Source organism: Anabaena sp. UHCC 0187, from assembly GCF_009712035.1.
Lineage (GTDB): Bacteria > Cyanobacteriota > Cyanobacteriia > Cyanobacteriales > Nostocaceae > Dolichospermum.
Genome location: NZ_VILB01000002.1, coordinates 160,321 through 175,189 on the forward strand (window position 1 = coordinate 160,321; position 14,869 = coordinate 175,189).

The 14,869-nt window shown below is 38.4% G+C and carries 11 protein-coding genes and 1 pseudogene; 5 read left to right on the forward strand and 7 right to left on the reverse strand.

What is annotated here, in order from left to right; all coding sequences use genetic code 11:
* Positions 1–378: 378 nt before the first annotated feature.
* Entirely contained in the window at positions 379–1,734 is a 1,356-nt protein-coding gene (murF, locus tag FJR11_RS02000; protein ID WP_168502051.1) for a UDP-N-acetylmuramoyl-tripeptide--D-alanyl-D-alanine ligase, read from the reverse strand.
* A 309-nt stretch (positions 1,735–2,043) separates the two neighbouring features.
* Between murF and bchB the strand changes: the two genes are divergently transcribed.
* Both bchB and FJR11_RS02010 read left to right on the forward strand, forming a co-directional pair.
* Positions 2,044–3,570 carry a ferredoxin:protochlorophyllide reductase (ATP-dependent) subunit B gene (gene bchB / locus FJR11_RS02005; RefSeq protein WP_168502052.1) on the forward strand — a complete coding sequence of 509 codons (1,527 nt, stop codon included), beginning with the start codon at positions 2,044–2,046 and terminating at the stop codon, positions 3,568–3,570.
* A 421-nt stretch (positions 3,571–3,991) separates the two neighbouring features.
* Positions 3,992–5,725: a bifunctional diguanylate cyclase/phosphodiesterase gene (locus FJR11_RS02010; protein WP_168502053.1), complete on the forward strand. Its 1,734-nt coding sequence runs from the start codon at positions 3,992–3,994 to the stop codon at positions 5,723–5,725.
* Positions 5,726–5,927: 202 nt separating this feature from the next.
* On the opposite strand, the gene FJR11_RS02015 is transcribed toward FJR11_RS02010, so the two are convergent.
* The 3 genes and pseudogenes from FJR11_RS02015 to rpsF all read right to left on the reverse strand — a co-directional run bounded on the left by FJR11_RS02015 (position 5,928) and on the right by rpsF (position 7,828).
* Positions 5,928–6,743, reverse strand: coding sequence for a sensor histidine kinase (locus FJR11_RS02015; RefSeq protein WP_371417435.1), 816 nt, complete (start codon positions 6,741–6,743; stop codon positions 5,928–5,930).
* A 15-nt stretch (positions 6,744–6,758) separates the two neighbouring features.
* Positions 6,759–7,133 (reverse strand): annotated as a pseudogene (locus tag FJR11_RS23840) (response regulator); the annotation flags it as partial.
* A 368-nt stretch (positions 7,134–7,501) separates the two neighbouring features.
* Positions 7,502–7,828, reverse strand: a complete 327-nt coding sequence (gene rpsF, locus FJR11_RS02020) for a 30S ribosomal protein S6 (protein WP_168502055.1) — start codon at positions 7,826–7,828, stop codon at positions 7,502–7,504.
* 291 nt (positions 7,829–8,119) lie between these two features.
* On the opposite strand from rpsF, the gene FJR11_RS02025 reads away from it, so the two are divergent.
* Positions 8,120–8,893, forward strand: a complete 774-nt coding sequence (locus tag FJR11_RS02025) for a fumarylacetoacetate hydrolase family protein (RefSeq protein ID WP_168502056.1) — start codon at positions 8,120–8,122, stop codon at positions 8,891–8,893.
* Between the two features lie 3 nt (positions 8,894–8,896).
* On the opposite strand, the gene FJR11_RS02030 is transcribed toward FJR11_RS02025, so the two are convergent.
* A complete protein-coding gene (locus FJR11_RS02030; RefSeq protein WP_168502057.1) occupies positions 8,897–9,373 on the reverse strand; it encodes a Tic20 family protein in 477 nt (158 codons plus the stop codon).
* A gap of 81 nt (positions 9,374–9,454) precedes the next feature.
* Positions 9,455–9,652 (reverse strand): hypothetical protein, encoded by a 198-nt coding sequence (locus FJR11_RS02035; protein WP_168502058.1) that lies wholly within the window; start codon positions 9,650–9,652, stop codon positions 9,455–9,457.
* Positions 9,653–9,958: 306 nt separating this feature from the next.
* Here FJR11_RS02035 and glyA point away from each other — a divergent pair, with 306 nt between their 5' ends.
* Complete coding sequence (glyA, locus tag FJR11_RS02040) at positions 9,959–11,242, forward strand: serine hydroxymethyltransferase (RefSeq protein WP_168502059.1); 1,284 nt, start codon at positions 9,959–9,961, stop codon at positions 11,240–11,242.
* Between the two features lie 82 nt (positions 11,243–11,324).
* Complete coding sequence (locus FJR11_RS02045) at positions 11,325–12,587, forward strand: competence/damage-inducible protein A (RefSeq protein ID WP_168502060.1); 1,263 nt, start codon at positions 11,325–11,327, stop codon at positions 12,585–12,587.
* 29 nt (positions 12,588–12,616) lie between these two features.
* Here FJR11_RS02045 and FJR11_RS02050 read toward each other — a convergent pair whose 3' ends face one another.
* Complete coding sequence (locus FJR11_RS02050) at positions 12,617–14,833, reverse strand: polysaccharide biosynthesis tyrosine autokinase (protein WP_168502061.1); 2,217 nt, start codon at positions 14,831–14,833, stop codon at positions 12,617–12,619.
* Between the last annotated feature and the right edge of the window lie 36 nt (positions 14,834–14,869).

Sequence of the window (14,869 nt, forward strand, 5' to 3'; positions counted from 1 at the left end):
ATTAGAGTTGAGATTAGACTTCTTGTCTAAAAACCTAAATATTTAATTTTTAGGCTTTTTCAAGAGGTCTAATGACTAACCTTTGTTTTTATTCTTTCAAAAATAATTGATAAATTCAAGGCTTGGATCTCAAGGGATAAGACTTTATTGAACTATTTTTGTCTAGTTATTTATGACAATTAACAGTTAATTTTCATTTACCAAAAGACTTTTTACGTTGTTTTTTGCTGGATAGTAGAGATGTTTCATGCAGCATCGCTACCAAATAGGTCATTTTCCTTGTGGATGATATTTTCCAGAAATACTGACTTAATTAAGTTTATTTTGTCTAAAATACAGGAAATAGACAACATCTCTAAATCCAGTCTCTAACTATCTTTAATTGGTGAATTCTGCCCGTAATTGGTTGACAACTCGATCTAATCCCACAGAATGGGCTGCTTTGAATAATAAGCGATCGCCTGTTTGCATAAATGTTTTTAATCTTGTTACCAAATCCGCATGATTAGTGAAACATTCGCAAGATATATTATCGGCACTATTAGCAATAATTTCCGCATCTTTACCATCAACTAATACCAGTAGCCCATCAAGATGCAAATTTTTAACCATTTCTCCGACTTTGCGATGAAGTTCTGGGGATCTTTCTCCTAATTCCTTCATTGCCCCTAAAACCGCAATTTTTCGCTTTCCTGGTGTATCTGCTAACAACTGTAAAGCCGCTAACATCGCTTCTGGGGCAGCATTATAGGTTTCATCTAAAATCACCACATCATTAGGTAAAGTGAAGCGTTGACTTCTACCTGTGGGCATATTTACCATGACCCCAGATTGTAATAATTGCCAATCAATTTCTAATACCTTAGCTACTGCTAAAGCTGCTAAAAAATTAGTAGCATTGTGACGACCAGGTAAAGGTAAAGGTAAACGCATTCCATCAACTTCTACAATTTCATTGTCAGCTAATATTCCTTGAATATCGCCACCAGAAAAGCCATAACTAATTACTTTCCCTTGCCAAAATTTTGCGGCTGTGTCCATTAATAATGGATTATCATGATTGAGAATGGCGATACTGTCCTTTGGCATGGTTGCTAATAATTCACACTTAGCTTCGGCGATCGCTTCTTCTGAACCAAGTAATTCAATATGTGCCGTTCCCACATTGGTAATTACCCCAATTGTCGGTTTAGCAATTTCTGTGAGTTCGCCAATTTGTCCCCTGCCTCGCATCGCCATTTCGATCACAGCAAAGTCATTTTCTCTACCCATTTCTAAAAGGGTTTTGGGGACACCTATTTCATTATTAAAATTCCCATAAGTTTTATGCACTCTTCCCTTAATGGCTAAAACTGCGGAAATTAGTTCTTTGGTTGTGGTTTTCCCCACCGAACCCGTGATCCCAATTACAGGAATAAAGAAACTTTCGCGCCACCATTTAGCAATTTGTTGATATGCCTTTAAAGTATCTTTAACTCGCAGAACCGGAAAACCAGGATTGTCATAAGCATGATCAACTATGGCAACTATAGCCCCTTGAGCGATCGCTGTCGCTACAAAATCATGTCCGTCAAACTTTTCTCCTCGCAAAGCCAAAAACACTTCCCCAGGTTGCAAAATACGAGTATCTGTTTGTATCCCAATCCCCAACTGAGTTAAGGTAGACGCAGATACATTCCCTGGTTCAGCTATAAGAACTTCAACCAGTTGAGAGATAGTGATAGAGACTGACATACTGATAAACGATAGGGTATTTTAAAGTTATTTACCTTATCATTGTTTGTGTCACTTCCATTGATGATCATGCTAATTATTTATGACAAGTCATTAATGTTAAATTATTAAGATTTATTGATTTAAACAACATAAATATTGTTTAAATTAGCAGCCATAACCCAGTCAGCAACTAGGTTTTACCGTCTCCCGCACCAAATAACCTCGCAACAAACCTTATTTGTTCATAACGGTTAGGTTTGAGAAAATCAGAAACGATTTAATAATCAAGCACTTATAGTTATTTAACTTGTCAAGGGAGAACACCGGATGAAATTGGCTTACTGGATGTATTCAGGCCCCGCTCACATTGGGACTTTGCGGATTGCGAGTTCTTTTAAAAACGTTCATGCAATTATGCACGCGCCCCTCGGTGATGACTATTTCAACGTTATGCGTTCCATGCTATCGCGGGAGAGAAACTTTACCCCAGTTACAACCAGCGTCGTTGATAGAAACGTTTTAGCCCGTGGTTCTCAAGAAAAGGTGGTAGATAACATCGTCCGCAAAGATGCTGAAGAACACCCCGATTTAATTGTCTTAACTCCTACCTGCACTTCCAGCATTTTGCAAGAAGACTTACACAACTTTGTGGAAAGGGCGCAGTTGGAAGCAAAAGGGGACGTAATGCTGGCGGACGTGAACCATTACCGCTACAACGAATTACAAGCAGCAGACCGCACTTTACAACAAATCGTTCAATATTACATTGAGAAAGCCCGGAAGCGGGGGGAATTACCAACAGAGAAAACTGCGAAACCCTCAGTTAACATTATCGGGGTTTCTACTCTGGGTTTCCACAATAACCACGATGTCACTGAATTGAAGCGGTTAATGACTGATTTGGGAATTCAGGTAAATACTGTCATTCCTGAAGGTGCGTCGGTTCACGAATTAAAAACTATGCCGCAAGCTTGGTTTAACTTAATTCCTTATCGGGAACTGGGGTTAACTACAGCTAAATATTTAGAAGAAGAATTTGGCACACCTTACGTAGATATTACACCCATGGGTGTGGTGGAAACTGCTAGATGTATCCGCAAAATTCAGCAGGTAATTAATGCCCAAGGTGGTGAGGTTAATTACGAAGACTTCATTAATGAACAAACTCTGCACGTATCCCAAGCCGCTTGGTTCTCCCGTTCTATTGACTGTCAGAACTTGACTGGGAAGAAAGCAGTAGTATTTGGTGATAATACCCATGCAGCGGCTTTAACGAAGATTCTGTCGCGGGAAATGGGGATTCATGTGGTTTGGGCTGGTACTTATTGTAAGTATGATGCTGACTGGTTTAGAGAACAGGTGAGCGAATATTGCGATGAAGTATTAATTACAGATGATCATGGTGAAATTGGGGATGCGATCGCTCGCGTTGAACCTTCTGCTATATTTGGTACACAGATGGAACGTCACGTTGGTAAACGTTTGGATATTCCTTGCGGTGTGATTGCAGCACCAATTCACGTGCAGAATTTCCCCATTGGTTACAAACCATTTATGGGTTATGAAGGCACAAATCAAATCACTGATTTAATCTACAATTCTTTCACTTTGGGAATGGAAGATCACCTGTTAGAAATCTTTGGTGGACACGATACAAAGGAAGTAATCACCAAAGGAATTTCTGCGGAATCTGGTTTGAATTGGACAAAAGATGGACAAGCAGAATTGAATAAGATTCCTGGTTTTGTGCGCGGGAAAGTGAAGCGGAATACCGAAAAGTTTGCCCGTGAACGTGGGTTTAAAGATATCTCGGCTGAGGTATTGTATGCGGCTAAGGAATCTGTAGGGGCGTAGGTTTGGGGTTAGAGATGATTAAGAGAACTCCACAAAAAAGATTATCCAATTTTGTGGGATGGGCATCTTGCCCGTCCTTGTATTATTAGCAAGATGCCCGCACCACAATAAGTTTTGGGATATTTTTTTAATTGGAAGTCTCTAAGGTTTAATGGCATCCACTTAGGATGCCCTTGTTGCTGATTTTTCATAGAGAGGTAAGCATCATTTACCTACAATAAGCTGTATACACCAAATATACATAAACTAATCGGCTATATAAATACAGTATAAATACTGTGAATTTTTGCTTGTTCGTCAGTAGTATTAACTAAGTGACAAAAAGTGAATAATTTCTCATTGATCACGAAGCGCAAAGAAGTACGGGTAAGTTATACCTTATAATAAGGAATCAAAATTGACTGTAAATTTGAGTATAAGAATGAATATAAATACGAATACAATTCTCATCATTGAAGATGAGCCTCAAATACGAGAAAATATTCAGCTAATTCTTGAGTTAGAAGGGTTTAATACCATCACAGCAAAAGATGGATTAGAGGGGTTAGAAATGGCGGAGCAATATCATCCAGATATGATTATTTGTGATTTGATGATGCCTCGACTAGATGGATATGAACTAATTAAAGCATTGCGTCAAGATCCAGCTACTGCGGAAATTCCCTTCGTTTTTCTCACAGCTAAATCAGAACGCCGGGATATGCGTCAAGGTATGGAACTGGGTGCAGACGACTATTTAACCAAGCCATTTGAAGTAAAAGAACTCCTTCAGACTATTTCTATTCGACTAGCAAAACGCCAAGTAACAACCCAACGCTACAGAAATCAGATTGAGCAGATGAAAGCTGAGATCCATTATTTGGCTCGTCATGATAGTTTAACTGGTTTACCCAATCAGTTTTTCTTAGAAGAGTATTTTAATCAAACTCGTCTTCAAGCTTACAATCAGAGTCAATTTTTGCCTTTGTTACTGATTGATATAGATATCCTCTATCACACTAAATTATTATTTGAACCAAGTTTGAGACAATTTTTACTCACAACTGTGGCAGAACGATTAAATCAGCTAAAATCCCTCAATCCGATTATTGACTTAATAGCTTACTTAAAAACTGACCAACTGGTGCTGTTGTTAAAACCAATTCAAAATGCTCAAGTGGCTGCTGAAGCTGCTGAACAAATTTTAGATGTTTTATCACAACCTGTAACTTTTAATCATCAGGAAATCTCTATTCAAACTAAAATTGGTATCGCCTGTTATCCAAATGATGCTTTACAAGTAAGTGAGCTACTGGCTCATGCAGAAGTTACCCTAGAGCATTATAAATTGGACAATACAACTTCTTATCATTTTTATGATCAAGAAATTCTCAATGTTGTTTTTAGAAAAGTTATTTTAGAGTCTGACTTTTTGCAAGCTCTAGAACGAGATGAATTTCTGCTTTATTATCAACCTCAAATCAATACCAAGACTGGAAAAGTTGTCGGTGTGGAAGCATTAATCCGTTGGGAACACCAAGAATATGGCATGATTTCTCCCGCAGAATTTATTCCTATTGCTGAAGAGTCAGGTTTTATTATTCCCTTGGGAGAATGGATTATCAAAACTGCTTGTTCACAATTAAAAGATTTACAATCACAAGGATTTGGTAATTTCAAGGTGGCTGTAAATATATCGGCTTCTCAGTTTAGAGAAGAAAATTTTATTCAACGGATTAATGACATCGTTGCCAATACAAATTTCAACCCGGATCTATTGGAGTTAGAACTAACTGAAACTGTATTTATTCAAGACCTTGACATAGTCAAAGATAAAATAAATGAATTAAGAGATCATGGAATTAAGTTATCCATTGATGATTTTGGCACAGGGTATTCATCATTTAAATATCTCCAAGAATTCTCTTTTAGTCATCTTAAAATAGATCGGTATTTTATTACCAATATTGATAAGTTGGAAAGTAAGCAGTCCATTGTTAAAAGTATAATTCAGTTAGCAGATAGTTTAAACATCAATATTATTGCCGAAGGGGTAGAAACCAAGGAAGAGCTAAATTGGCTTAAACAACATAATTGTTTTGTGATTCAAGGATATTTCTTTAGTCGTCCTTTAGCCATCGAAAACTTGAATATTTTTTTAATGGCCAATACATGAAAATCTATATCTAAACCAACAAACTCAATAAAACTTGCATGATTTAATGGATAGTCAAAGTCCCTATCTTTAATTCACTCATCAGAGGATGTTTTAAAAATCTATAAAAGGGTAAATCCTAAACTTGGGCGAAAATCTGAGTTTAGGTACTCCCCATTGATGACAGAAGCTTCTACTTCAGTCGAAAGTAAATAGGAGTAGTTCACAAAGGAATACTAGCTGTAAATGTTGTTCCTTTGCCTAATTGACTGTCAAATGTAATTTGACCTTTGTGTAAGTCCAGACATTTTTTAACTATGGATAGTCCTAAACCTGTTCCAGGAATATTACCGACGTTAGAGGCTCGATGAAAAGATTCAAATAAATTAACTTTATCTGCTTCAGGAATACCGATACCGCTATCGCTGATTTTAAAGATAAGTTGATTATTTTGTTTAGTCAAATTAAATTGAACTAGATGGTGGTTAGGAGAATAGTTAATAGCATTTGTCAGGAGATTGGTGAGAACTTGCTGCAACAATTTTCTATCGCACTGAACAATTAGAGTATTGTCAAGTATTTCCTCGCCTAAATCATAGGAGAAATCAATTGTATGTCGGGTACTACTAGCTTCTATTTCCTCTTTTAGATGGCGACAAAAGACGATAATATCTAATGCTTCTAAATGTAATTCTATTTTTTCGGATTCAGCGCGGTTAATCATTAATATATTATCAAGAATTTGGGTTATATGCTGGATGCTATTTTGGATAGTTTGTAGATGGTTCTGTTTTTTGTCTGCACTAAGGCGATCGCTAAATTTTTGCAAAATCCCTGATGATGAGGAAATAATGGCTAAAGGGGTGCGAAACTCGTGGGATGCCATGGTAATAAACCGGGATTTTAATTGGTTTAATTCCTTCTCTTTTTCTAGAGACTGACGTAATTCTGCTGTCCGTTCAGCTACTCGATTTTCTAAGTCTTCATTGCGTTGTGTGAGTTGTCTGAGTTCCTGGTTCTGGATTTCTAAAGATTTAATTAAATTCTGTAAATGTAAGTGGGTACGGACACGAGCAAGTAGTTCTTCTTTTTGAAATGGCTTGGTGATATAGTCTACAGCCCCTAAACTCAAACCTTTAACCTTATCAGCATTATCCGCCAAAGCCGTCATGAAAATGATCGGAATCATCTGAGTCAAAGAATCAGCTTTGAGTTGCTCACAGAGTTCAAATCCGCTGATATCAGGCAACATAATATCCAGTAGTATTAAATCAGGAATACTGGAATGGACTTGTTTAATCACATTTCGCCCATCTATTTCAGTAATAACTTTGTAACCTTTAGAACTCAATGTATAATCCAGAAGTTTTAAATTCATGGGATTGTCATCAACGACTAAAATGGTGGCGCTGTTCGGTAAACTTTCCAAAATCTCTTCCTTGCGATTTACAACTTGTTAACTGGATACTGTTTTTACAAAAATCCAACATGAGTCCTATATATATATATATCAATTAGACAACGATTCAAGCATAGCAGTTATCTATGTTGTTACAAGAACTTAAAGAGCAGATATTCAAACTACCATCTAGCGAACTGACAAGTCAGTGCTTCGCTATCTATAATAGTCAAGCTGTTGGCTGTGTAATAGCAACAACGCTAAGGAATGTGAATTAAATAAAGTACAACTCTTAATTTATGTAATCTAATTATTATTAATATTAAATTTTTGATCGCGCAGCATGGCCTAGGCCATACTGCTGAAATCCTAATTTACAACACTGATAAATGTTTTGATTAAGCTGCTACTGCTTCTTCCTCTGGCTTTTCTTTGGGAACGTCTTGTTTGATTGTCATATAGCGAATTACTTCTTCGCTCAATCGCATAGCGCGTTCCATGATCGCAATCACAGTTCCAGGCCCTGTGTAGTTGAGTTGAACATAAACGCCATCACGATGCTTTTGAATTTCATAAGCTAAACGACGCTTACCACGATTTTGAATTTCAATATTCTCAGCGCCGTGTTCACGAATCAAGTTTTCGTATTTGGCAATTTGTTGTACTACTTGCTCATCTCCTAAGTCAGGACGGAGGATGTACATGGTTTCGTAAACTGTGGTCATATTTTTGAATTCACCTTTTGGACAAAATGGCTGCTAGTGTTAATTCATACAAAGATTGCTGTGAGCGATACTTTTATGGATCAACATCTCAAGCAACAAGGAATTTTGACAATTTTTAGCCATTCTAGATTAACACAATTCCTAGCATTATTTGTCCACAGCCCAAACTTCATTTTTCAATTAAAGTCATGAGGTTTTCAGCATTTATCTTATAATCTTACCAGTTTTCCATAGCAATCATTAACAACATTCTGCTGAAACACAGCATATTTAAGGATTTTTGTCAAGATTATGGCGCAGCGATATGTGCGAGTTCAAAGTCAAGAAGGGAAAATTCACTATGGATTGCTTCAGCTTTCCCAGAATGTGGAAGTGCTAGACGCTCCACCTTGGTTAGATGGTCAACCTACGGATTTAATCCTACCAGCTAACTGTTATACAATTCTAGCCCCCTGTGCGCCTTCAAAAATTGTCGGAGTAGGCAAGAATTATGCTGATCATGCAGCGGAAATGGGAACACCTGTACCTGCTGAACCGCTAATTTTTTTCAAACCGTCTACATCTGTAATTGCTTCAGAAAGCGAAATTAAGTATCCTTATCAGTCGCAAAGGGTAGACTATGAAGGAGAATTAGCTTTAGTAATTGGCGATCGCACAAGTGATTGTACTCCAGCCCAAGCCCAAAGCAAAATTTGGGGTTATACCATCGCCAATGATGTCACAGCCAGGGATTTACAAAAAAAAGATCCCCAATGGACAAGAGCCAAAGGTTTTGATACTTTTTGTCCCCTGGGGCCTTGGATTGTCCGGGAATTAAATCCAGGAGCGAGATTACAGACATTTTTGAATGATGATTCTCATCCAGTCCAATCTGCTTGTATTGATCAAATGGTATTTTCCCCAGATTTTTTAGTGTCTTATATCAGTCAAGTGATGACTTTATTACCTGGGGATATAGTATTAACTGGTACGCCCATGGGAGTAGGGGCTTTGCAAATAGGCGATCGCATCCGCATAGAAATAGAAGGAATTGGTCGCCTAGAGAACACAGTTGTTGTCCGTTAGCTGTTAACGTACTTGCATATGCACTGCATCGGAAATCGCGGGAATTTCCGCATACTTCCCCATTAAGGATTGAGCCACGGCATAAACAACCGCTACTACTATACCCATAAAAATGGTTGTATACAGTGTTTGCATCGCAAATCCACTACCAGGAACTAACTTAACAATATCGGTTAAGATGCTGCATAAAAAGATCACAATATCTAAAATGATGGCTTGCATCGTGTTAAAACGAATAAAATGACTAATTTTCTCGTTTCTTACTACCAAAAGCCACAAAGCAAAGAAAATAATCATTCCCGCATAGCGGACACCATAGTAAATTTTTAACAGTGGCAAAAGAGGTAAAAATATCAGTCCTAAAAGTGGAAAATCATTCAGCAAAAACTGACCGAAGGCAAACACCTCAATCAAAGGGAGTAGATAAGGTAAACAAGCGAAAATTCGGTCAGGAAACGTTGTAGAACCGCGCCAAGACATTGTGTATTCTCCTGTGGCTAAATTTCAACAGCTATTGAGCCTAGGATAACGCAGATGCTTGAACTTGCTGGCAAATTACCATTATTCTATGTTGGCGACACGAAAGCCCATCACACACTCGTATTGATCTGGTTGTTGTTCCGTAAATTTACTAATTGCTTGACCACAGCGCAGTTTACCCCCTCCCCAGCGGGGTTGGCCGCTGCCGTTTGCCAATAAACAAGACTGACAAACCTTTTCAGAGCTAAGGATTTGATTGTCCATTAAAATGACTAACATCTAAACCCATCCTGTCAATAGAGCAATCTCAAAAAATCTTGGCAATAGAGAAAAATTGCTAACTGTAAAATCTAGTTTTATTGTATCTTGTATGTTTAAGACTTTTGTTAATTTGAGTACAAATTAATACATAAATTCAGACTACCACGTTGATTAAAGTCAGACATTCTTACATAATGACATTCCCAGTTATCTATAAGATTTTCAGCTTAAATTCTTATAATGAACAAATTGCCTAATCTGTAACTTTGGTAATAGGTTTAACCGCAATCTCCATTTTCGTCAACTGCCATAAGGATAATAAACATGACTAAAACTAACTCAGACCTTCTAAAAAACTCCGATCCTGCCATTAACGAACTAATTAACCAAGAATTACAACGTCAACGTGACCACTTAGAATTAATTGCTAGTGAAAACTTTACCTCCGCTGCCGTATTAGCTGCCCAAGGTTCAGTATTAACCAACAAATACGCCGAAGGATTACCAGGTAAGCGTTATTACGGTGGTTGTGAATTTGTTGACAAAATTGAACAAATAGCCATTGACCGAGCTAAACAATTATTTGGTGCTGCTCATGCCAATGTCCAACCCCATTCCGGCGCACAAGCTAATTTTGCCGTCTTTTTGACCCTGCTGCAACCAGGGGACACAATTATGGGCATGGACTTATCCCACGGTGGACACCTCACCCACGGTTCACCAGTGAACGTTTCTGGTAAATGGTTTCAAGTCCGTCATTATGGCGTAAGCAAAGAAACCGAACAATTAGACTATGACCAAATTCGGGATTTAGCCATTAAAGAACGCCCTAAACTCTTGATTTGTGGGTATTCAGCCTATCCTCGGATTATTGACTTTGAAAAATTCCGCAGCATTGCTGATGAAGTTGGTGCTTACTTACTTGCAGATATTGCTCACATTGCTGGTTTAGTCGCTACTGGTCATCATCCTAATCCCCTGCCTTATTGTGATGTCGTTACCACCACAACCCATAAAACCTTACGTGGGCCAAGAGGCGGCTTAATTTTGACTCGTGATGCAGAATTGGGTAAAAAGCTAGATAAATCAGTTTTCCCCGGAACTCAAGGTGGACCACTAGAACACGTCATTGCGGGTAAAGCAGTGGCTTTTGGTGAAGCTCTCAAACCTGAGTTTACAGACTATTCTGGGCGGGTAATTGAAAATGCTCAGGCTTTAGCTACTCAATTACAAAATAGAGGGTTTAAGCTCGTATCCAATGGCACGGATAATCACTTAATGTTAGTAGATTTACGTTCTGTGGGCATGACTGGGAAGAAAGGAGATAAGTTAGTCAGCACCGTTAATATTACCGCCAATAAGAATACAGTTCCTTTTGATCCTGAATCACCTTTTGTTACCAGTGGTTTAAGATTAGGTTCACCTGCCATGACTACCAGAGGTTTAGGTGTGGCAGAATTTACAGAAATTGGGAATATTATTGCAGATCGTTTACTTTCTCCAGATTCAGAAATAGTAACGGCTGATTGTCTCAAAAGAGTGGCTGCATTGTGCGATCGCTTCCCATTATATCCCCACCTAGAAATTCCTGTACCAGCCCTAGCGTAGAGAATTTTAGATTTTAGATTTTAGATTTTGGATTTTAGATAATAATCCAAAATCTATTCCCTATCCCCTATTCCCAATCCCCATGAGTGCAGAAATTATTTGTGTTGGTACAGAAATGCTGTTGGGAGATATCCTCAACAGCAACGCCCAATATCTTGCCAAAGAATTAGCCCAGTTAGGCATTCCCCACTATTATCAAACCGTAGTCGGGGATAATCCAGAAAGACTCAAAGAAGTGATCGAAATTGCTGCTTCCAGAGTACAAATTCTCATTTTTACAGGTGGCTTAGGCCCCACACCCGATGATCTCACCTGTGAAACCATCGCTGATTTTTTTGGTGTTCCTTTAATAGAACGAGCCGATATTGTCGAAGATATCGCCGAAAAATTTGCCCAACGGGGACGAGTCATGTCTCCCAATAATCGCAAACAAGCCTTAATTCCCCAAGGTGCAGAAATTCTGCCCAACCCCACAGGAACAGCCCCTGGGATTATTTGGCAACCCCGCACTGGATTAACTATTTTTACCTTTCCTGGTGTTCCTAGCGAAATGTATCGAATGTGGACCCAAACCGCAGTACCTTTTCTCAAAAGTCAAGGTTGGGGAAAAGAAATTATTTATAGTCGCAGTTTAAGATTTTGGGGCATTGGTGAATCAGCATTAGCGGAAAAAGTAGCTACTTATTTTGACTTAAATAATCCCACCGTAGCCCCCTATGCGGGTAAGGGAGAAGTCAGATTGCGAGTTTCGGCTAAAGCTGCCGACGCAACAACCGCAGAGGCTTTAATTGCACCCATTGAAAAACAACTGATAGAAATTGCCGGTTTAGATTATTACGGTGCTGATGATGATACCTTAGCTGCTGTAGTTGGTAATTTGTTACGCTCTGCGGGGGAAACCCTCTCAGTGGCGGAATCTTGCACTGGTGGAGGACTGGGGCAAATGTTAACGGAAATTCCCGGTAGTTCCGATTACTTTTGGGGTGGGGTAATTTCCTACGACAATTCTGTGAAAGTCGGATTGTTAGGAGTTAATCCAGAGGATTTAGAGAAATTTGGGGCAGTGAGTGCAACTGTCGCCGAACAAATGGCTATCGGTGTGAAAAGTCGTCTTTCCACTACTTGGGGATTAAGTATTACGGGAATTGCTGGACCAACTGGAGGAACCCAAACCAAGCCTGTGGGTTTAGTCTATATCGGTTTAGCAGGTCCTGGAGATGAAGTAACAAGTTTTGAACATCGGTTTGGGACGATTCGCGGACGATCTTTAGTTCGTTATGTGAGTGCAAATGCAGCTTTGGATAATTTGCGACGGCGGTTGTTGACAAAACATTTTCCAGGATAGTACCGCCGTGAATGACAAAGAGTCAGGAACTATGCAGTAGTAACACGTTGGTTATAATCACTATAGTAGTAATCATAACCTGATAACTTAGCCTTATTCCCATTGATCACTAAACCGAGTAAATTAATCGGCGCAATTCTCAAATTATCCTGAACTTGTGTTAGTGCTGATTTATCTGTTTTACCAATTCTCATTACTAGCATTAAACCATCAGTGTAAGGTGCTAGAAGTCTGACATCTACTAACCCCAACATGGGGGGAACATCATAAATTACTAAATCAAAATTTTGATGAAAATAGTTCATCAATTGCTTCATTTTATCTGATGACAACAACCGAGCCGGATCAGGTGGTATTGGACCTGCCGTAATCACAGATAAATCCTTAAATCGGGGCATCTGTTGAATTACTTCCTCCACATCTATATTTGCAGAGATTAAATTACTTAATCCGTACAGATTATTTAATCCTGATAATTTGTGAATCTGGGAGCAACGCAAATCAGCATCTACCAATAGCACTCGTTTACCCATTGATGTTGCTATTTGAGCGAGGTGAAATGCTACTGTACTTTTACCATCTCCAGACATTGCTGAAGAAACAATTAAAGAACGAATTGGTCGATCTGAATTGAGAAGTTGAATATTCCCATACAAAACTTGTAAAGATTCCCAAAATGCCCCTTGTCCGTAGTATGTTTTTTCTGGAGAGTTACTACTAAACATATTAGAAAATCTACCAATACCTTCCGGGGTATCTTCAGACCTTATTTCCTGCTCATTCACACTATTTGTAAGATTGTGGGATGGATGATAAGATATGTTTTTATCAAAGGGAAGAGTGGCTAATAAGGGGAGTTTGATATTTTCCTTAATCCTCTCGACAGTTTGATAAGTATTATCTATCTTTTCTAGAATCAAGGCAGCCCCAATACCTAGTAGAGAACTAGCCACAAGTCCTAACAGTAAACTATGTGGTGTATTTGGTGATATGGGAGATTCTGGTTGAGTAGGTGCTTGAATTAATTCCCAAGGTAGTTCTGTTTGCGCTATTTCTATTTGTAGTTGTTCACGGTTAGCTAGAAACCGATTTAAACTTTCATTTGCTAATTGTAAATTGCGCTGAATCTCCGTATATTGTCGAGATAAAACTGGTAATTGCTCTAATTTTCTTTGCAGTTGTTGTTCTGCTTCTGTCAGTTGTTGACTTTCAGCCTCTATTCTTTGAAATAGAATTGTCGCCTCAGCCACCTTGATAGTTAAAGCCCGGTTTGCTTCTCTTTCAATAATAGGTAAGAGGTTATCTCTTTTTTCTTTTAAGGTTTGAATAATTGGGTGATCAGGTTGGAATCGAGCTAATTCTCCAGATATTTGGGTATCTAATTGGCGTTGCTGGGTGATTAATTGTTGATAAAGAGGAGCATTATTGAGAATTGCTAATTGTTCATCTTCTCCCTGTAAACTCAGATAATTAGCCTTAGCAGCGGCTAACTGTTGATTTACAGCTTGTCGTTGCTGTGTCAGAGATTGGATTTGCTGAGAAATACCTTGAGATTGATTTTCTAGATCAATAAAATTGTATCTTTGGCGAAATATTTGCATTTCTTTCTGCAACTGCGTCACCCGATTTTGGATCTCAGGTAGCTGTTTATTAGTAAACTGAACTCCCTGACGCAGCTTGGTTTGTCGCTTGTCTAGGCTGTAGTTTAAATAGAATCGAGAAATAGTATTTAATACAACTTTAATTTTTTTAGTGTCATTGCTTTTATAGCTGACTTCAATTACCTTGGTTGCACCGAAACGACGAATAGTTAAACCTTTTATAAGAGAATTGTAGGTAATTTCAGGATAGGATTTTTGCAACTGCTTAATTACATCTTGCAGCAGTTTTGGACTCTTAAGAACCTGAATTTGACTCTCATAATCTAAACTAGGTTTAGCAATGTTAGAGTCTAAGAGGTTTACTTTTCCTAAGCTGTTATCATCATTAACAGATTCAACCAATATTTGAAAGTTACCTTGATATATTGGTTCTTCTGTGAGCGTTGAATAAGCCACTGCACTGTTAACAGCGACGGATATTCCTGCTATCAAGATTGATCTACGCTTTAGTATTTCCAATATTTGCCGCAAATCCCCACTATCAGACGTTTCTTCCAAAGCTGAAAATATTGGACTAGTTGAGGATTGAAGTCTAGGATTTCCATTCTTATGGGAACTTGATGTGATTGTAGTAGAGTTATCCATGATTGATTTATTTAGAAGTGAGTAATAATAAACCTA

Coding starts and splice junctions, on each gene's coding strand:
- murF (WP_168502051.1), bottom strand. CDS start 1,734: ATGTCAGTCTCTATCACTATCTCTCAACTGGTTGAAGTTCTTATAGCT.
- bchB (WP_168502052.1), top strand. CDS start 2,044: ATGAAATTGGCTTACTGGATGTATTCAGGCCCCGCTCACATTGGGACT.
- FJR11_RS02010 (WP_168502053.1), top strand. CDS start 3,992: ATGAATATAAATACGAATACAATTCTCATCATTGAAGATGAGCCTCAA.
- rpsF (WP_168502055.1), bottom strand. CDS start 7,828: ATGACCACAGTTTACGAAACCATGTACATCCTCCGTCCTGACTTAGGA.
- FJR11_RS02025 (WP_168502056.1), top strand. CDS start 8,120: ATGGCGCAGCGATATGTGCGAGTTCAAAGTCAAGAAGGGAAAATTCAC.
- FJR11_RS02030 (WP_168502057.1), bottom strand. CDS start 9,373: ATGTCTTGGCGCGGTTCTACAACGTTTCCTGACCGAATTTTCGCTTGT.
- FJR11_RS02035 (WP_168502058.1), bottom strand. CDS start 9,652: ATGTTAGTCATTTTAATGGACAATCAAATCCTTAGCTCTGAAAAGGTT.
- glyA (WP_168502059.1), top strand. CDS start 9,959: ATGACTAAAACTAACTCAGACCTTCTAAAAAACTCCGATCCTGCCATT.
- FJR11_RS02045 (WP_168502060.1), top strand. CDS start 11,325: ATGAGTGCAGAAATTATTTGTGTTGGTACAGAAATGCTGTTGGGAGAT.
- FJR11_RS02050 (WP_168502061.1), bottom strand. CDS start 14,833: ATGGATAACTCTACTACAATCACATCAAGTTCCCATAAGAATGGAAAT.